Below are 16,449 nucleotides of genomic sequence, written 5' to 3' on the forward strand. Positions count from 1 at the left end.
GGTGGCCGGGGACGGGTGGCCGTGCAAGGTTGGATCCGGGCTGCACGGGGTTGGATCCGGGCTGCACGGGGTTGGATCCGGGCGTGCACGGGCATCGCCGGCTCGTGGACGATCCCGCCAAGGGCGATGGCGTTGGATCCGGACGTGCAGGTGCGTCGGCGAACGTGGAAGGTGGGATCCGCGCAAGCGACCGGTCGCCGGGCCGGAACGGATGTGAGCGGGGCGGGATACTCCCGAGGGCACTCCGTGGCACCCCGCGTTCCGTGGAAACCCTGCCCGTAGCGCCACAGCACTGCGGGTTGCCCGGATCTGGGAGCTTCGGCCACCGGCGTCCACCTCCCAGCCACCGAGCGACCAGCCATGTCATGAGCAGCCACGCCATGAGCAGCACGGTGGGAACCGCATCGAGGCTGCGGGGCGCTCACCCCTCGACTTTCGGGCATGGGGACCTCGCTCCGTTCGGTCCGCACGGCTCCCCAGGGGCGGGATCCACCAGCACGCCCAGCGAGACGAACGCCCCTTCTAGGAGTGGGATGCCATCATTCCGCTTACGGGACTGGGATGCCCGTCATTCCACCGCGAGGCTCCAGAGCCGTCGCGGAGGCGGCTCTGATGTGAGGACCCACGTCGGTCTACCCACCCGCGCCTCCCTGGCAACGCCGAGCCGCAGCGTCCGCCGGAACGAAGGAACCGGAAGGGATCGCGCCCAGGTGTTCGAGGATCCACGAGTTCGAGGAACAGGCCGAGGCGTCGTCTCGCTATCACAGGGGAGTCGACGATGGCAGGCAGCTCAACCCGAACGATGCTCCCACCGGGCTGTGTCCCCTGGCCCGATGACATCCACCAGGTCGACGTGGGGCCCAGGCCTCCCGACGTCCGCACTAACGGAGTGGTGAGCGGACAGGGTCCAGTCGCACTCTGTCCCCAGCCTCCCCACGGGCGCGCGAAGGGACGCCGGTGGGCATCGGCGCGGCGGCGTCCCGCTCTGGGTCTCACGCATCCGCGCGAACGGGTGACCACCGCGATGCCTTCCCGGGGCCGACATGACGGTTCCACGCATTCGCGCGAACGGGCGACCACTGGCTCCCCGGGGTCCGCGGCGACTCGCAGGGGCACCCTGCAGGCAAGAGGATCCTCCCCTGCCCCCTGGATGGCACCGAGGTCTGGCCGGTGCAGGCTCACTCCCGGGGAGCCCGCGGCGACCAACGTGGGACGCGCTCGCCCCGAGCGGCCCTTCGAGGCTCGGTACCCCACTGGGACGCGCCGCTCCTCCAGTGCCGAGACACCGGCGATGACCGGCCGCTGGCGACGCGTCCCGCCTCGCGGTGCGGCCGCGGGCCGCCGAGGTACTCGAGCCGCGCACACACTCATCAGGCCTCCCCGTGAGGGTTGAGCCCACCACGTCCGCACCGCGCGCCGCTTCCCCGGACTCGATCGATCACCTGCGGGCGCCCGCGATCGCCCCCAGCGCGATCCGAGGAGAGGAGGAGCACACCAGCGACCTCTGTCCGGGCCCAGCGGACCTACTGGGTGGCGTGTCAGCCGGGCGGATCGGCGGTCGTGAACAGCCACAGAACGCACGAATGCCCCCTCCCGAAGGAGAGGGCATCCGTCCTCACGTGCCGAGACGATCAGACCTCGGCGTCGGCCGGCTTCACGCGGGCGGCGTCGATGGCCACGCCCGGGCCCATCGTCGTCGAGAGGGTGATCTTCTTGATGTAACGCCCCTTAGCCGCGGACGGCTTCAACCGCAGCACCTCATCCAGGGCGGCGAAGTAGTTCTGCTCCAACTGCTCCGGAGTGAACGACGCCTTGCCGATGATGAAGTGGAGGTTCGCGTGGCGATCCACGCGGAACTCGATCTTGCCGCCCTTGATGTCCGTCACTGCCTTGGCGACGTCCATGGTGACCGTCCCCGTCTTCGGGTTCGGCATCAGACCACGGGGACCGAGGACGCGGCCGAGCTTGCCGACCTTGCCCATCATGTCCGGAGTGGCGACCACGGCATCGAAGTCAAGGTAGCCGCCGGCGACCTTATCGATGAGCTCGTCGGCGCCGATCTCGTCCGCGCCCGCCGCCTCAGCGGCTGCAGCCCGGTCACCGGTGGCGAAGACGAGGACCCTTGCCGTCTTGCCGGTGCCGTTGGGGAGATTGACGGTGCCGCGCACCATCTGGTCGGCCTTACGCGGGTCGACGCCGAGTCGCATCGCGACATCGATCGTCTCGTCGAACTTGGCCGAGGCCCCCTGCTTAGCCAAAGCGATGGCCTCTTCGGGGGAGTAATTCTGATCTGCGTCCGCCAGAGCTGCGGCGGCGCGATAAGCCTTGCTGCGCTTCATAACTGGTTCCTTCCTTGGCCGAAACGGCCTACCAGGATGTGGTGTGTGGGCCGCGCTGGCCCTGCCACGATGAGGTGGGGTCAGCCTTCGACGGTGACGCCCATGGAACGCGCGGTGCCTTCGACGATCTTCATCGCCGCGTCGACATCGTTCGCGTTGAGGTCGGGGAGCTTCGTGTTGGCGATCTCACGCACCTGGTCGCGCGTGATCTTGCCGACGGTCTCCTTGCTCGGGTTCGACGCGCCCGACTTCAGGCCGGCAGCCTTCTTGATCAACTCGGCGGCAGGCGGCGTCTTCGTGATGAAGGTGAACGTGCGGTCCTCGTAGATCGTGATCTCGACGGGGATGACGTTGCCGCGCATGGATTCGGTCTGGGCGTTGTACGCCTTGCAGAACTCCATGATGTTGACGCCGTGCGGACCGAGAGCGGTACCGACCGGAGGTGCAGGGGTTGCCGCGCCCGCGTTCAAGGCAACCTTGACGAGCGCCGCTACCTTCTTCTTGGGAGGCATGTTGGGTCCTTGCTACTTAGTGGCGCAGCCGGGTCGCTGCACCGGGTGATGATGGCCCGCTGAGGCAGGCCACACGAACCTGTCTCTCAGACGTCCTTTTGAACCTGGGAGAACGTGAGGTCCACAGGGGTTTCCCGCCCCAGGATCTCGACCAGAGCCTTGAGGCGCTGGTGGTTCGCGTTGATCTCGGTAATCGTGGCGTGCACGCCGGAGAACGGCCCCTGCACGACCATGACGGAGTCGCCTTCCTTGAAGTCGGCGACCTCGATCTTCCGCTTCTTCGTGGCCGAAGGGCCCGCAGCCTCAGCGTTCGCCTTCGCAAGGGCGGCCGGGGCGAGCATCTTGACGACCTCGTCGATCGACAGCGGGACGGGCTGGCTTGCGTGCGCCACGAACCCCGTCACCGAGGGGGTCTGGCGGACCGCGGACCACGAACCATCCGTGAGTTCCATGCGCACCAGAACGTAGCCCGGCAACACGGTGCGGGTGACCGTCTTGCGGGCCCCGTTGCGGATCTCGACGACCTCTTCGGTAGGGACGACCGTCTCGAAGATGTAGTCCTCCATGCCGAGGGTCTGGATGCGCGCGTCCAGGTTCTGCTTCACACGGTTCTCCATGCCGGAGTACGTGTGAATCACATACCAGTCGCCGAACTGCCCCGTCAGCCTCTCCCGGAGCTCCTCAAGCACGGCTGCCTCGTCCGTATCGGACTCGGCGGCCTCCTCCGGCTCGGGCTCATCGTCCTCAAGGTTCAAGACCAAGTCGTCATCCTCGTCGTCGGACTCGTCGCCGAAATCGAGGTTGAGTTCCACCTCCTCGGGAGCGGACTCCTCGATCGGACCCAGGTCGATCTCAACCTCGTCCAACTCGATGTCGTTCTCGGGCACGTCAGCCATGAAAATCCTTCTACTCTTCGGTCGTCGGTCAGCCGAACATCTTCAGCAGCAATGCGCCGAAGCCCAGGTCGAGACCGCTGACATAGGCGATGATCACGAGCACGAACACGAGCACAGCCCAGAAGTAGGCAGACACCTGCGACCACGTGGGCCAGACGACCTTCTTCAGCTCGTCGACCGACTGGCCGGCAAACTTGATCGGTCCCACCCGGCCGCTCTCGCGCGGGCGCCGCGGCGCCCGCTTCGCAGTGCTCTTACCCTTCGGCGCCGGGGCAGCCGTCTCGCTGCGTCGCACGGGACGCGAACTCCGAGCCTGCTGTGCGACCGACTCGGCCGCCACCAGCTGATCCGCGTCCTCGATACCGTCATCGCCGTCAGCGGGCACGCCGGTCAGTTCCTCGGCCTCGGTCTCCCCGGGGGCGACGCGATACGGCTCGGGATCGGACAGGTCGTCGGCGAGGAACTCGCCGGGGAGGTCCTGGCGGGCGGCGTCATCGGGGTCGCCGACGGAGCCATCGCTCATGTCGCTCCTGGGTGCCACCTGCACGTCCTCACATCGCCGATCAAATCACCTTCCGGACCGCGATCGGCCCAGCAGGGCAAGAGGGACTTGAACCCCCAACCTGCGGTTTTGGAGACCGCTGCTCTGCCAATTGAGCTATTGCCCTTTGGTTTTCACCAAGGCGCCACCCATGCTACCCGCCTTGCGGAGGGCTCGCCGAAGCGTCAGGTGCCACCAAGACGACGAGTGTACGGGGTTTCGTCCGCCGCGTCGAACCGGGCTAGTCGAGTGACAACCCGACGAACACCGGCTCCGGCACCAGTCTGACTCCCCACCGCTCCGCCACACCGTCGCGGATCTCCCGCGCCAGCGCGACGACGTCCGCGGCCCGGGCTCCCCCACGGTTCGTCAGAGCCAACACGTGCTTGGTGGACAACGTCACCGGCGGACGCCCATAGCCCTTCCCGTAACCCGCGTGATCGATGAGCCACGCCGCACTGCTCTTGACCCGACCGTCGCCCGCATCGAATCGAGGCGCCTGCGGCGGCAGCGCCGCCGCGACGTCGGCGTCCAGGATCGGGTTGGTGAAGAACGAGCCCGCACTCCAGGTGTCATAGTCGGCGGGGTCCAGGACCATGCCCTTGCCTCGACGCAACGACACGACCGCGTCCCGCACCTGAACCAGGTCGGCCTTGTGCCCGACCTCGACCCCGACATGACGCGCGAGCTCGGCGTAACGCACCCGAGAACTGCGCGTCCCCTGGGTGAGCTGAAACGTCACCCCGAGCACCACGTAGCGATCCGGTTCCGCCTTGAATCGACTGGACCGATAGCCGAACGCGCAGTCGGCATTGGCGAACAGCTTCGGCGCCCGTGCCTGCCGATCCCACGTACGGACCTGCCACAGGGTCTGAGCAATCTCCTGCCCGTACGCCCCGACGTTCTGAATGGGAGTCGAGCCGACCGCCCCCGGGATGCCCGCCAGCGCCTCGACCCCGACGAGTTCGGAGGACACCGTCCAGTCGACGAACGCGGACCAGTTCTCCCCCGCCGCCACCTCGACCAGGATGCCGCCGCATGAGGCCTCACCGAGGTCACAACTCGCGGCCTGCCCACCGATCCCCCGGGTCGCCACGTGGACGACCACGCCGTCGAAGCCCTCGTCGGCCACCACCATGTTCGAGCCGCCGGACAGGAGCAAAACCGGCTCACCGGCCGCGTCCGCCTCGGCCACCGCCGAGATGAGCGCGTGCTCCGAATCGGCCTCCACCCACCGTCGGGCAGGGCCCCCTACCCGGAGCGTGGTGTGATCGGCGAGCACCTCAGTCAAGGCGCACCTGCGCCTGGGCCGAACCGAGCACCCGCACCTCACCCAGCAGCGCTTCAACCCCGATGGTCGCCACGCCGTCTTCCACCGCGGTCACCCGTGCGCTGACCTGTACCTCGACCCCCGCATCGTCATCGGGGACGGGAACCGGCTTGGTGAACCGCACGAAGTAGCCGACCACGCGACCGGGGTCTCCCGCCCAGTCCGTCACGATGCGCAGCGCGCGACCCATCGTCAGCATGCCGTGCGCGAGGACGCTCGGCAGGCCCAGCGCCGCAGCGGCGCGATCAGACCAGTGAATCGGGTTGAAGTCGCCCGATGCCCCCGCGTAGCGGATCAGGTCCTCGCGGGTGTAGCGCAGGGTGAGCGCGGGCAGCTCCGTGCCGACCTCGACGTCGTGGAGACTCATGCGGCGACCTCCGGCCAGGTGTGCAGCAGCGTGGACGTGGCGGTGACCACGGGCTCACCCGCCGTCGTCGTCAGGTCGACCGACACCGTCACGAACGCCGAAGCACCCCGGGCGCGGACCTTGTCGATCGTCAGCGTGGCCACCACCTCATCCCCAGCACGCAGGGGCCGGTGCCACGCGAACCGCTGATCGCCGTGGATCGTCTGCGCCAGTTTCATGTCGAGTTCGGGATCCGCGAAGAGGCCGTCCCACGCCTGCGCAGCTAGCACCGCGGCGAAGGTGGGCGGCGCCTGAGGGGCCTCGCCCGCATAGGCCGGATTGTCGTCGCCCAGCGCCCGGGCGAACTCCGCGATCTTCTCGCGGCTCACCTGATAGGGACGCGTGGCCGGATAGCTGCGGCCGACGTGCGCATCGGAGAGGGACATGCCGGACAGGCTACCGGTGCCGTAGGGTCGCGGGGGTGACGCTCCGGCTGCTGTTCGTGTCCATGCACACCTCGCCCGCCTCCGCGCCGGGCGCCGGCGACGCCGGCGGCATGAACGTCGTCGAACTCCACCAGGCCCGGGCGCTGGCCGACCTCGGCTACCGCGTCGACATCGCCACGCGGCGCTCCGACCCCAGCCAACCCGACATCGTCGACCTGGGCGGCGGCGTCCAGTTGCTCCATCTGGACGCCGGCCCGGCCAGTGAGCTTCCCAAGAGCGCCATCGACGCGCACGTGGAGCAGTTCTCCGCCGGCTTGGCGTCCCTGGATCCCTACGACCTGATCCAGTCGCACCATTGGATGAGCGGAGTCGCCGCTCTGCCGGTGGCACACACCTGGGGCGTCCCGCACGTGCAGAGCTTCCACTCGGTGGCCGCCCATCCAGGGGCGCCGCTGTCGGCAGGAGAGCCTCCCGAGTCGGCGGCTCGCGTCGCCGGAGAGGCGCTCATCGCGCAACGCTCGGACGCGATCATCGCGGTCAGCACGGCCGAGGCCCGCACGATCATCGAGCGGTGCGGTGCCGACCCGCGCCGAGTGAGCGTCATCCCGCCCGGAGTCGACCTGGACACCTTCCGGCCTGCCGCCCCCACCGACCAGCGCCCAGCCTGTCCGTGGTGCGGCTCCAAGGCGGGCTACGTGCTCATGGCGGCACGCCTGCAGCCCCTCAAGGGCGGCGACCTGGCCATCCGAGCCATGGCGGAGCTCCCGCCCGACGAACGCCCCGACCTGATGATCGCCGGGGACGTGTCCGCCGACTTCGCCGACTATCGCGCCGAGGTGGAAGCACTCATCGACCGGCTCGGCATGCGCCACCACGTGCACTTCGTGGGCGCCCAGTCGCGCGTCGACCTGGCAGCCCTGATGCGTCACGCCCAGGCCCTACTGGTGCCGTCGCATTCGGAAACGTTCGGCCTGGTGGCGCTCGAGGGGGCGGCCAGCGGCGTCCCGGTGCTGGCGTCCTCGACCGGTGGGCTGCGGGAGGTGGTGGTCCACGAGGAGACCGGCTACCTCATGCACGATCGTGACCCAGCCGCCTGGGGGGTCGCCCTGCGCCGCCTCCTCACCGATGAACCCCTTCGATCCCGGCTGGGAACCGTGGCACGGGTCCACGCCCGGCGGTTCTACTGGCCAGACATCGGCGTCCGGCTCGCCACCGCCTACGAGCGCATTGCAGCCCGCGAAGGGTCCGACGTCTCCACCTGGTCCGCCCTCCTGCGCTGACGAGCATGAACACGGCCCCAGGCCGGACATGCAGAACGGGCCGCCCCCACAGGGGACGGCCCGTTCTCGCGCGCGACGTTCAGCGCGTCTCGCGGTGCTCCGTGTGGTGCTTGCAGTTCGGGCAGAACTTCTGCAGCTCCAGGCGATCGGGGTCGTTGCGACGGTTCTTCTTGGTGATGTAGTTGCGGTGCTTGCACACGGTGCAAGCCAACGTGATCTTCGGGCGGATGTCGCCAGACTTCTTGGCCATCTCAGCCACTCCATTCGTTACGTAGGGCACCAGGTTGGTAGCGGGAACGGGACTTGAACCCGTGACACAGCGATTATGAGCCGCTTGCTCTACCGTCTGAGCTATCCCGCCTCACGCCCCCGGCCGGAACCGGAGACCCGAGCCCCCATGCGGAATCGAACCGCAGACCTTCTCCTTACCATGGAGACGCTCTGCCTACTGAGCTATAGGGGCAAGACCGCGGATCAACTTACCCTACAGAGGGTCGGTTCCCAAAATCGGTGGCCATCCCCGGACCACCCCCGGCAACAACGACCATCGCGGGTCTGCTGAGTGGCCGCACGAAGGCCCGGGCGGGCCTCCGGCGGCGCCCCCGAAGCTCCCTCGGGACGGCAACAAACATCCGTCCCGAGGAGGCGTCGGGGACGCCGTGACGAAGCGTCCAAGGCTCAGTAGACCGACCGGTAGAGCTCCTCGATCTCGGCGAGCGTCGCCGTCCGAGGGTTACCCCCCGTGCACACGTCCGCGAAGGCGGCCTCGGCCAGCGCGGCGAGGTCCTCCTCCTTCGCCCCCACCTCGCGCAGCGTCGTGGGGTTTCCGAGATCACGCGTGAGCGTCGCCACGGCGTCGATGGCCGCCTGGCGGGCGTCCTCGAGCGGCATGCTGGCGGCACCCTCGACGCCGAAGGCAGCGGCGATGTCGCGCAACTTCTCGCCGGTCGAGGCCGCATTGAACGCCATCACCGGAGCCAGCAGGATGCCGTTGGCCACACCGTGCGGGGCCGAGTAGAAGCCGCCCAACGGGTGCGCCATGCCATGCACGAGACCCAGCCCCACGTTCGAGTAACCCATCCCGGCGATGTACTGCGCCATGGCCATCTCGTCGGCCGCCTGCGGATCGCCGTCGGCGGCCTTCGGAAGCGCCGTGGCGATCATCTGGATCGCCTTGAGGTGGAACATGTCGGAGAGCTCGAATGCGCCCGCGGTGGTGTAGCCCTCGATCGCATGGGTGAGTGCATCCAGGCCGGTGGCGACCTTGAGCGAGCGCGGCGCGGAGCTCATCATCTCGGGATCGACAACCGCCAGGATCGGGATGTCGTGCGGGTCGACACAGACGAACTTCCGCTTGGCCTGGGTGTCGGTGATGACGTAGTTGATGGTGGTCTCCGAGGCTGTGCCGGCCGTGGTCGGGACGGCGATGATCGGCACCGACGGGTTCTTCGTGGGCGCGACCCCCTCCAGCGAGCGGACGTCCGAGAACTCCGGGTTCGCGGTGATGATCCCGATCGCCTTGCAGGTGTCCTGCGGTGACCCCCCGCCGATCCCGATGAGCACGTCAGCGCCCGAAGCGGCGAAGGCCGCCACACCGGCCTGGACGGTCTCGATGGGCGGATTCGGCACCACGTTGGAGTAGACCTCATAGGAGAAGCCTGCGGCGTCCAGTAGCGCCGTGACCTTAGAGGTCACACCGGTGTCGATGAGGACCTGATCCGAGACCACGAAGGCCTTGGTGAAGCCCCGCCGCGCCAACTCGTCGGGGATCGCCGTGATGGCCCCGGGTCCGAAGTAGGCGGTCTGGTTCCAGATCATGCGCTGCACCATCGAAATGGTCCTTTCGTGGATGTGGCCCGGCGCGCCCGTTGCGCGCCCCGGCGGGATGGCCCGACGAGCGGTCAACTACGCCTCATAGTAGTCGCGCGAGCCCGAGAGTGGAACGTTTCAGAGACGCTTGCCCGCGCACAGCACGGGTCGTCGCTGACGTGGCATCCGCCTCGGCAACCGCGGCACATCGCCCGGATGCCTCACGGCACGCAACCGGCAGACGCACAGAGAACCAGAACGCCCCTGACTCCGGATCAACCGTAGTCAGGGGCATATTCATGCGGGTGGCAGGTGTAGGGTTCGAACCTACGTAGGCAATGCCGACGGTTTTACAGACCGCTCCCTTTGGCCGCTCGGGCAACCTGCCATGCTGATCACTCAGCGGGAAAGTACTCTAGCAACTCATCGCCCGTCCGCCCAATCGAGAGGAACACCCCATGGCAGGAGACAGCTCCTTCGACATCGTCAGCAAGGTCGACAAGCAGGAAGTCGACAACGCCCTCAACATGGCCGCCAAGGAGGTGCACCAGCGCTTCGACTTCAAGGGCACCGACGCCTCGATCCGGTGGTCGGGCGACGCCATCGAGATGGAGGCCAGCGGCGAGGAGCGCGTCAAGGCCGTCCTGGACGTCTTCCAGAGCAAGCTGATCAAGCGAGGCGTCTCCCTGAAGTCCTTGGATGCCGGCGATCCAAGGATCTCGGGCAAGATCTGGAAGATCACCGCGACCCTCGAGCAAGGCATCTCCCAAGACAACGCGAAGCTCATCTCCAAGCTCATCCGCGACGAGGCCCCCAAGGGCGTCAAGGCCCAGATCCAAGGCGACGAACTCCGCGTCAGTTCCAAGAGCCGCAACGACCTCCAAGCCGTCCAGCAGCTCGTCCGGGACGCGGACTACCCCTTCGCCGTCCAGTTCGTGAACTACCGATGAGCGAGAAGACCTCTCCCGTTCCCCTCGCCGTCGTCGTCGGAGCCGGGACCTTCGCGTGGTACGCCATGCCCGGGGCGGTGACCTCACGCGGCCTGCGAGCCCTCCTGAAGACCGGGCTGGCCGTCGGCATCACCGCGGCCTACGCCGCCTGCCGGCCACGCCACGAGGCAGTCAATGGACCGGACCGGGTCGATGAGCTCTTCAATGCCGCCAACACCAACCCCGGCAAGGCCGTCGCGGTCGGCGCGGTGGCGCTCGGAGCGGGGGTCGGCGCCACGGTCTGGGGCGAGAAGGCGATGTTCCGCTGGGGCCAACGACGCCGCGCCGCCGGCCGCCGGTGGCCGTTCGGGCTCCCCGCGCTCATCATGGGCGCGCTGGCCACCGTCGGAAACCTGGCAGAGCCACCGAAGGCCTGACCACCAGCCACCACCCGCGATGCGGCGCCCCGGGGCGCCGCATCGCGTGGTTCAGGCGAACAGCGGGGCCCCCACGTAGGAGCCCTCTGCCGCGCCCGGGGGGATGGCCCACAGGCCCGACCCCAGATGTTTGAGGTACTCGTTCATCGCGTCCACCGACAGCGAGCGCTGCACCGTGACGAAGTCCTCGGGGCGCCGCTGGTAGGCCAGGAAGAACAGCCCGGCATCCAGCTTGCCCAGCGTGTCGTTGCCGTCGACGTAGTTGTACCCGCGTCGCAGCAGCTGGATGCCGTTGTTCTGATCCGGATGGGCCAGCCGCATGTGGCTCGTGTGATCGATCAACGGTTTGCCGGTCGCCGACAGCGCCGCGAAGTCCGGATCGTCGTTCTCCGCCCCGCTCGGGTTCGACAACGGCGCACCCTCGCCCTTGTTACGACCTACGATGCGGTCCTGCTCGGCGAGCCGCAGGCGATCCCAGCTCTCCATCACCATGGCGATCTTGCGCGCCACCAGGTAGGACCCCCCGGCCAGCCAGGCCTGGTCATCGGCACCCACCCACACGTGCTGAGCCAGGGCCGTCTCGTCGTCGGCGAGGATGTTCGCCGTGCCGTCCTTGTATCCGAACAGGTTGCGCGGCGTCTGCTGATCTGCGGTGGTCTTCGAGGTGCGCCCGAACCCCAGCTGCGACCAGCGCAGCCGCGCCCGACCGAAGGCGATCCGGGTCAGATTCCGGATCGCGTGCACCGCCACCTGCGGATCGTCGGCGCACGCCTGAATGCACAGGTCCCCGTCAGAGTGATCCAGTTGCAGATCCTCTCCGAGGAAGGCCGGCAGCCGGGTCAGCCCCGCGGGACGCTTCGCCGCCAGCCCGTACCGATCCACCCCGTCGGACTCGAACAGCGTCGGTCCGAACCCGAACGTGATCGTCAGGCCACTCGCCGCCAGCCTGAGCGCCTCGCCCGTGTCATCGGGCGGAGCCTCCGGGGACCCGCCTACCGCCCCCTTCGCCGTGACCTCCAGTCCGGCGACCATCCGGGACGCCGCATACGACCAGTCCTGCAGCAGGCTGATGAGATCCTCGCGGTCGGCTCGCGTCGACATGTCGAAGGCCGCAAAGTGCAGGTGGTCCTGCACCGGAGTGGTGATGCCGCTTTGGTGCTGGCCGAAAAACGGGTACACCGTGGTGTCCGAGGTGGCCCCGCTCCCCCGTTGGACGCCGATCGTGCCCGCGACGCCCGCTCCCGCCCCCACGGCGGCCCCGGCCCCGAACAGGCCGAGCATGCCCCGCCGCGACAGCCCGCGCCGCGGGGCTACCGCGGCGGTCTCCCGCGCTCCTTCGTCCTGCGGCGCGGCACCGCCCTCCGGGCCTGAGGCCGCGGGGAGGGACGCCTCGCCGGCAGCCGCGGATGCGAGCGAGTCGGGCTCGGCGGGGGGAACGGGAACGGTCGGTTCGTCGGGCATCTGATTCACCCCAGGATGGTCGTGGTCAGCTTGGACAGCGGCTCGGCGAGCGTGTTGATGTCGTCGATCAGATCCCGCTTGTCGGAATCGGTCAGCTCGCTGAAGGACACAAAACCGGCCGTCGCGGATCCGTGCTGGGCCAGCGACTTCTCCAGCGTGGCGTAGCCCTCATCGATCTCGGCGACGAGCTTCTTGCCGTCGTCGCCCTTCGAAAGCGCGAAGTCACGCACCAGCGAGAAGGCCATCTTGGAGCCCTCGACGTTGGCGGCGAAGTCGTACAGGTCGGTGCCGCTCCACCAATCCTCCTCACCGGTGATCTTTCCGGTGGCGACCTCGTCCAGCAGCGAGATCGCGCCATTGGACAGCCCCGCGACGCCCTGCTCGTTGAGAGTGCTCAGGAAGGTGTCACCGTGGACGTAGTCGTACAGCTCCTGGACGTCGGCGACGAGCTTGTCGGCGTAGCCCTTGCGCTGCTCGGTCGTGGACGGCTCCCAGTCCTGCCAGGCCGAGCTGTCGTCAGCGTTCTTGGCATCCTTGGCCGGAACCCACAGATCCTTCTCGATGCGATGGAAGCCGGTCCATTCGAGGTTCTCCGCGACCGCGTCCACCTCGCGGTAGTCGATGCGCGGATCGAGATCGCCCAGCGCCTCGGCGATCGGTTCGATGCGCTCGTAGTAGGCGCGCACCTTCGGGAAGGCCGCCTTCGCGGCATCATCGCGCCCAGCCGCGTAATCGTCGGCGAACGTCTTCACCTCGGGCAGCAGCTGCGCCACCTGATCCTTGACGAAGGCGGCGTACAGCGTCACGGCCTGCTGCTTCTGCTCGGCGTCCTCACCGGTGATGGCGATCGAATCACCGCTCACCGTGAAGGCCGTCTTGCCGACGCCCTGGCCGATCATGCCCGGCTTGCACAAGGTGAAGTAGTTGCCCGGCTGGGCCACGACGGTCAGCGTCCGGGACGCCCCGGGAGCGATGTTCTCGACCTCTCCGACGATCCGCAGGCCGTCGTCGGCCAGCAGGTAGAACTCGGTGGTCTGGGTGCCGGAGTTGGTGACGTTGAACGCGAGCGTGCCGCTGGTGGCGGTGTTCGCCGACACGGTGCAGGCGGTGGCGTCGGAGGTGACGGTGAGCGGGCCACCGGAGGCCGCCAGGTCTGCCTTGGCGACGCAGCCGGACAGGGCCAGCGCCGCAGTGGGTACCGCGACGAGGGCTGCGGTCAAAGACGTACGGTTCACGATGCTCCTTGAGCGAGGGAGGGGGACGGTTCGGGGGCGGGACGCGGCCGACGGGTGCGGGCGCGGGAGAAGAACAGGCTGAACACGACAGCCAGGTACAGGGCCCAGGCGATGACCTGAACCCAGGTCATCGCGGGCATGAAGCCCACGGTGGCCTGCAGGAGGGTGGCGAGAGTGCCCCCGGGCGCGATGACCTCCGACACGTCGAACGCGTAGCCGAAGGGGAATCCCGCCAGGCCGATCCCGACCGCGCCGGTGGCGGGGTCGATGGTGGCCATGGCGCTGAACGGACCCGGGACCACGCCCGCCTCCTGCAGGTCGTGGAGACCGTAGGCGAGGACACCGGCGGCGACCACGATGAGCAGGGCCCCCGTCCAGGTGAAGAACGTCGACAGGTTGAGCCGGACCATCCCGCGGGCGATCGTCCACCCGAGCAGGACCGAGATCATCAAACCGAGCAGGGCCCCGACGATCGCCTGGGGCGCGGACCCGGCCGACTCGACCATCGACCACAGCAGGAGTGCAGTCTCGATACCCTCGCGGGCCACCGAGACGAAGCCGACGATGACGATGCCCCACAGCGACCCTTGGGCGAGCGCGCGGTCGAGTTCACCTTCGAGGGTCTTCTTGAGGTTGCGGGCCGCGCGCTGCATCCAGAAGATCATCCAGGTCACCAGCGCGACGGCGGCCAGAGACAGGAGCCCCCCGATGAGCTCTTGGCCCTGGGTGGTGAGGGCGTAGGAGCCGAACGTGAGCAGTGCGCCGATGCCGAGGGAGAGGGCGATCGCGAGACCCACGCCAATCCACAGGCGGTGCAGGACGTCGCGACGGCCCAGCTTGGTGAGGTAGGACACGAGGATGCCGACGACGAGCGCCGCTTCGAGGCCCTCGCGCAAACCGATGAGGAAGGCGCCGAGCACGGGTACCAACTTTCTGGAGTGACGGGCCGCGCCGAGCGGTCAGGTAAGGCTTGCCTTACCCGAGGCACGATGGTAGCGGGCCACCCCCCGACCGACCAACCCGTCCGCTCCGCGAACCCGCCTGTCGGCTCCCGCCGCTAGCCTGGCCGACGTGTTGCGGATCGCGTCGTTCAACGTCAACGGAATCCGGGCCGCGCAGCGGCGCGGCATCGAGACCTGGTGGGCGCAGACGTGCCCCGACATCCTGGCGATCCAGGAGATGCGGGCCCCCGCGCAGGCCATCCCGGAGGGCCTGTTCGACGGCTGGCATCTCGCCTACCACGAAGGGAACCTGCCTGGACGCAACGGTGTCGCCCTGCTCAGCCGGACACCCCCCGCCGCGGTCCGGCACGGCTTCGGGCATCGCGCCTCCGACCCCGAAGGTCGCTACGTAGAGGCCGACTACGACCTGGACGGCCTGGCCCTGCGGGTCGGCTCGGTCTACGTCCCGAAGGGTGCGACCTGGGAGGGCCCGGACGCCGACCCGGCGAAGTATCGGCGCAAGATGCAGTTCATGGCGTCCTTTCGTTCCTACCTCACCCGGGCCCGCCGGGAGGCCGCCCGCGAGGGCCGGGAGTTCCTGGTGATGGGCGACTTCAACATCGCCCACACCAGCGAGGACCTGAAGAACTGGCGCAGCAACCAGCGCTCCGAGGGTTTCCTGCCCGAGGAACGGGAGTGGTTCGGCTCCCTGCTGGGGCCGCGCACGCTCGTGGACGTCGTCCGACGCCTCCACCCCGATGCTCCCGGGCCCTACTCCTGGTGGAGTTGGCGCGGGCAGTCGTTCGTCAACGACACCGGCTGGCGGATCGACTACCACCTCGCCAGCGCCGGGCTCGCCGCCCGCGCCGTCACGGGCGGCACCCACCGTGACGCCAGCTACGAGGAACGGATCAGCGACCACGCCCCCGTCGTCGTGGACTACGCGACGGGCTGAGGTCCCGCACCACGGTCGCCGCACCACGGTCGCCGCATCACGGTCGCCGCATCACTCGCGGCGACCCCCCGCGGTCAGAAGGCCAGGCTGCCAGGGTCCTCCGCGCGGAAACACGCCAGCACTTCGGCGCGGGTGACGTCCTCGATGCGCTCGTGCGTCCACCGGGGCGCCCTGTCCTTGTCGACCAACTGCGCGCGGACCCCCTCGATGAAGTCGGGGCTCCCGATCATGTGATCGGCGAGCACGCGATCCTGCGCCAGTACCTCGGCCACCCCGGACATGGCCGGGACGCGCCGCAGCGCCTCCAGCGTCACCGCGACGCTGAGCGGGCTGCGGAGCCGGATCTGGGCGGCGGCAGCCCGGGCCCGCGGATCGGCGTGGGACTCCAGCGCCGCGATCACGTCGGAGGGGTCGGGGTAGGAATAGCAGGCGTCGATCCAGGATCGGTTCTGTTCCAGCTCGCCCGCCGGGGCGTCGGCGGGCGCCTCGTCGGCCAGTCCGAGCAGGACGCCGTCACGGGCACCGACTGTCGTCCCGGTCAGCGCGACGTGCATGCCGGTCCACCCCGGGGCGTGCGCCAGGTACCAGTTGATCCCGACATCGGGGGTGAAGCCGATGATGGTCTCCGGCATCGCGAAGGCCGCGTCCGCCGAGGCGAGCCGGCGCGATCCGTGCGCGGAGATCCCGAGCCCACCGCCCATGGTGATGCCGTGCTGGCGCGCTTCGTACGGTTTGGGGTACCCCTTGATGGCCAGATCGAGGCCGTACTCCAGGTCGAAGAACTCCCCGTAGTCGCGGCCCTCGAGGACGGCGGTGCGCAACGCTCGCACGTCCGCGCCAGCGCATAGCCCACGGGAACCCTCGCCGAGCAGGAGCACGCTGTCGACGCCGTCGTCGTCGCGCCACGCTTCCAGCGCCTCCCGCATGCCGGCCATCATCGAGACGGTCAGCGCGTTGATCGCGGCGGGACGGTTCAGGCGGAGCACCCCCAC

17 protein-coding genes and 4 tRNA genes are annotated in these 16,449 nt (G+C 68.7%); 4 read left to right on the top strand and 17 right to left on the bottom strand.

Annotated features, from left to right (window positions below):
* Positions 1-1,631: 1,631 nt before the first annotated feature.
* The 8 genes from rplA to V7E09_RS09490 all read right to left on the bottom strand — a co-directional run bounded on the left by rplA (position 1,632) and on the right by V7E09_RS09490 (position 6,410).
* Entirely contained in the window at positions 1,632-2,339 is a 708-nt protein-coding gene (gene rplA / locus V7E09_RS09455) for a 50S ribosomal protein L1 (RefSeq protein WP_324509562.1), read from the bottom strand.
* Positions 2,340-2,419: 80 nt separating this feature from the next.
* Positions 2,420-2,851 (bottom strand): 50S ribosomal protein L11, encoded by a 432-nt coding sequence (gene rplK / locus V7E09_RS09460; RefSeq protein WP_324509563.1) that lies wholly within the window; start codon positions 2,849-2,851, stop codon positions 2,420-2,422.
* A gap of 86 nt (positions 2,852-2,937) precedes the next feature.
* Entirely contained in the window at positions 2,938-3,747 is an 810-nt protein-coding gene (nusG, locus tag V7E09_RS09465) for a transcription termination/antitermination protein NusG (RefSeq protein WP_324509564.1), read from the bottom strand.
* A gap of 28 nt (positions 3,748-3,775) precedes the next feature.
* Positions 3,776-4,270: a preprotein translocase subunit SecE gene (gene secE / locus V7E09_RS09470; RefSeq protein ID WP_324523298.1), complete on the bottom strand. Its 495-nt coding sequence runs from the start codon at positions 4,268-4,270 to the stop codon at positions 3,776-3,778.
* 72 nt (positions 4,271-4,342) lie between these two features.
* Positions 4,343-4,415 (bottom strand) — tRNA-Trp (locus V7E09_RS09475).
* Between the two features lie 114 nt (positions 4,416-4,529).
* Positions 4,530-5,570, bottom strand: coding sequence for a UDP-N-acetylmuramate dehydrogenase (locus tag V7E09_RS09480; RefSeq protein WP_324523303.1), 1,041 nt, complete (start codon positions 5,568-5,570; stop codon positions 4,530-4,532).
* 1 nt (position 5,571) lies between these two features.
* Positions 5,572-5,985 carry a MaoC/PaaZ C-terminal domain-containing protein gene (locus V7E09_RS09485; protein ID WP_324523299.1) on the bottom strand — a complete coding sequence of 138 codons (414 nt, stop codon included), beginning with the start codon at positions 5,983-5,985 and terminating at the stop codon, positions 5,572-5,574.
* Positions 5,982-6,410 carry an FAS1-like dehydratase domain-containing protein gene (locus V7E09_RS09490; RefSeq protein WP_324509567.1) on the bottom strand — a complete coding sequence of 143 codons (429 nt, stop codon included), beginning with the start codon at positions 6,408-6,410 and terminating at the stop codon, positions 5,982-5,984. The genes V7E09_RS09485 and V7E09_RS09490 overlap by 4 nt, the downstream gene beginning before the upstream one ends.
* Positions 6,411-6,445: 35 nt before the next feature.
* Here V7E09_RS09490 and V7E09_RS09495 point away from each other — a divergent pair, with 35 nt between their 5' ends.
* Positions 6,446-7,690 (top strand): glycosyltransferase, encoded by a 1,245-nt coding sequence (locus V7E09_RS09495; protein ID WP_324509568.1) that lies wholly within the window; start codon positions 6,446-6,448, stop codon positions 7,688-7,690.
* A gap of 79 nt (positions 7,691-7,769) precedes the next feature.
* Here V7E09_RS09495 and rpmG read toward each other — a convergent pair whose 3' ends face one another.
* The 5 genes from rpmG to V7E09_RS09520 form a co-directional block, all read right to left on the bottom strand.
* Entirely contained in the window at positions 7,770-7,940 is a 171-nt protein-coding gene (gene rpmG, locus V7E09_RS09500) for a 50S ribosomal protein L33 (protein ID WP_129458050.1), read from the bottom strand.
* A gap of 35 nt (positions 7,941-7,975) precedes the next feature.
* Positions 7,976-8,051 (bottom strand) — tRNA-Met (locus V7E09_RS09505).
* A gap of 29 nt (positions 8,052-8,080) precedes the next feature.
* A tRNA-Thr gene (locus V7E09_RS09510) sits at positions 8,081-8,153 on the bottom strand.
* A 215-nt stretch (positions 8,154-8,368) separates the two neighbouring features.
* Positions 8,369-9,520 carry a lactaldehyde reductase gene (gene fucO, locus V7E09_RS09515; protein WP_324523300.1) on the bottom strand — a complete coding sequence of 384 codons (1,152 nt, stop codon included), beginning with the start codon at positions 9,518-9,520 and terminating at the stop codon, positions 8,369-8,371.
* Positions 9,521-9,805: 285 nt separating this feature from the next.
* A tRNA-Tyr gene (locus tag V7E09_RS09520) sits at positions 9,806-9,887 on the bottom strand.
* A gap of 70 nt (positions 9,888-9,957) precedes the next feature.
* On the opposite strand from V7E09_RS09520, the gene V7E09_RS09525 reads away from it, so the two are divergent.
* Both V7E09_RS09525 and V7E09_RS09530 read left to right on the top strand, forming a co-directional pair.
* Positions 9,958-10,449: a YajQ family cyclic di-GMP-binding protein gene (locus V7E09_RS09525; protein ID WP_324509570.1), complete on the top strand. Its 492-nt coding sequence runs from the start codon at positions 9,958-9,960 to the stop codon at positions 10,447-10,449.
* The gene (locus tag V7E09_RS09530; RefSeq protein ID WP_324509571.1) at positions 10,446-10,865 is read left to right on the top strand and encodes a hypothetical protein; all 420 of its coding nucleotides are present in this window, start codon (positions 10,446-10,448) and stop codon (positions 10,863-10,865) included. The genes V7E09_RS09525 and V7E09_RS09530 overlap by 4 nt, the downstream gene beginning before the upstream one ends.
* A gap of 51 nt (positions 10,866-10,916) precedes the next feature.
* On the opposite strand, the gene efeB is transcribed toward V7E09_RS09530, so the two are convergent.
* From efeB to efeU, 3 genes are read right to left on the bottom strand one after another with little or no spacing between them, the layout of a single operon-like run.
* A complete protein-coding gene (efeB, locus tag V7E09_RS09535; RefSeq protein ID WP_324523304.1) occupies positions 10,917-12,326 on the bottom strand; it encodes an iron uptake transporter deferrochelatase/peroxidase subunit in 1,410 nt (469 codons plus the stop codon).
* 5 nt (positions 12,327-12,331) lie between these two features.
* Positions 12,332-13,561: an iron uptake system protein EfeO gene (gene efeO, locus V7E09_RS09540; protein WP_324509572.1), complete on the bottom strand. Its 1,230-nt coding sequence runs from the start codon at positions 13,559-13,561 to the stop codon at positions 12,332-12,334.
* A complete protein-coding gene (efeU, locus tag V7E09_RS09545; RefSeq protein WP_324523301.1) occupies positions 13,558-14,481 on the bottom strand; it encodes an iron uptake transporter permease EfeU in 924 nt (307 codons plus the stop codon). Before efeU ends, efeO begins: the two co-directional genes overlap by 4 nt.
* Before the next feature lie 154 nt (positions 14,482-14,635).
* Between efeU and V7E09_RS09550 the strand changes: the two genes are divergently transcribed.
* Entirely contained in the window at positions 14,636-15,457 is an 822-nt protein-coding gene (locus tag V7E09_RS09550; RefSeq protein WP_324523305.1) for an exodeoxyribonuclease III, read from the top strand.
* Between the two features lie 74 nt (positions 15,458-15,531).
* Here V7E09_RS09550 and V7E09_RS09555 read toward each other — a convergent pair.
* The coding region (locus V7E09_RS09555) for an enoyl-CoA hydratase/isomerase family protein (RefSeq protein ID WP_324523302.1) at positions 15,532-16,449 on the bottom strand (918 nt) is incomplete at its 5' end.

The sequence above is a fragment of the Propioniciclava sp. genome (assembly GCF_036744435.1).
Lineage (GTDB): Bacteria > Actinomycetota > Actinomycetes > Propionibacteriales > Propionibacteriaceae > Propioniciclava.

Bases quoted from the DNA above. Each gene is read 5' to 3' on its own strand.
- rpmG (WP_129458050.1), bottom strand. From the start codon at position 7,940: ATGGCCAAGAAGTCTGGCGACATCCGCCCGAAGATCACGTTGGCTTGC.
- fucO (WP_324523300.1), bottom strand. From the start codon at position 9,520: ATGGTGCAGCGCATGATCTGGAACCAGACCGCCTACTTCGGACCCGGG.
- V7E09_RS09485 (WP_324523299.1), bottom strand. From the start codon at position 5,985: ATGAGTCTCCACGACGTCGAGGTCGGCACGGAGCTGCCCGCGCTCACC.
- rplA (WP_324509562.1), bottom strand. From the start codon at position 2,339: ATGAAGCGCAGCAAGGCTTATCGCGCCGCCGCAGCTCTGGCGGACGCA.
- secE (WP_324523298.1), bottom strand. From the start codon at position 4,270: ATGAGCGATGGCTCCGTCGGCGACCCCGATGACGCCGCCCGCCAGGAC.
- nusG (WP_324509564.1), bottom strand. From the start codon at position 3,747: ATGGCTGACGTGCCCGAGAACGACATCGAGTTGGACGAGGTTGAGATC.
- efeB (WP_324523304.1), bottom strand. From the start codon at position 12,326: ATGCCCGACGAACCGACCGTTCCCGTTCCCCCCGCCGAGCCCGACTCG.
- V7E09_RS09525 (WP_324509570.1), top strand. From the start codon at position 9,958: ATGGCAGGAGACAGCTCCTTCGACATCGTCAGCAAGGTCGACAAGCAG.
- V7E09_RS09490 (WP_324509567.1), bottom strand. From the start codon at position 6,410: ATGTCCCTCTCCGATGCGCACGTCGGCCGCAGCTATCCGGCCACGCGT.
- V7E09_RS09530 (WP_324509571.1), top strand. From the start codon at position 10,446: ATGAGCGAGAAGACCTCTCCCGTTCCCCTCGCCGTCGTCGTCGGAGCC.
- rplK (WP_324509563.1), bottom strand. From the start codon at position 2,851: ATGCCTCCCAAGAAGAAGGTAGCGGCGCTCGTCAAGGTTGCCTTGAAC.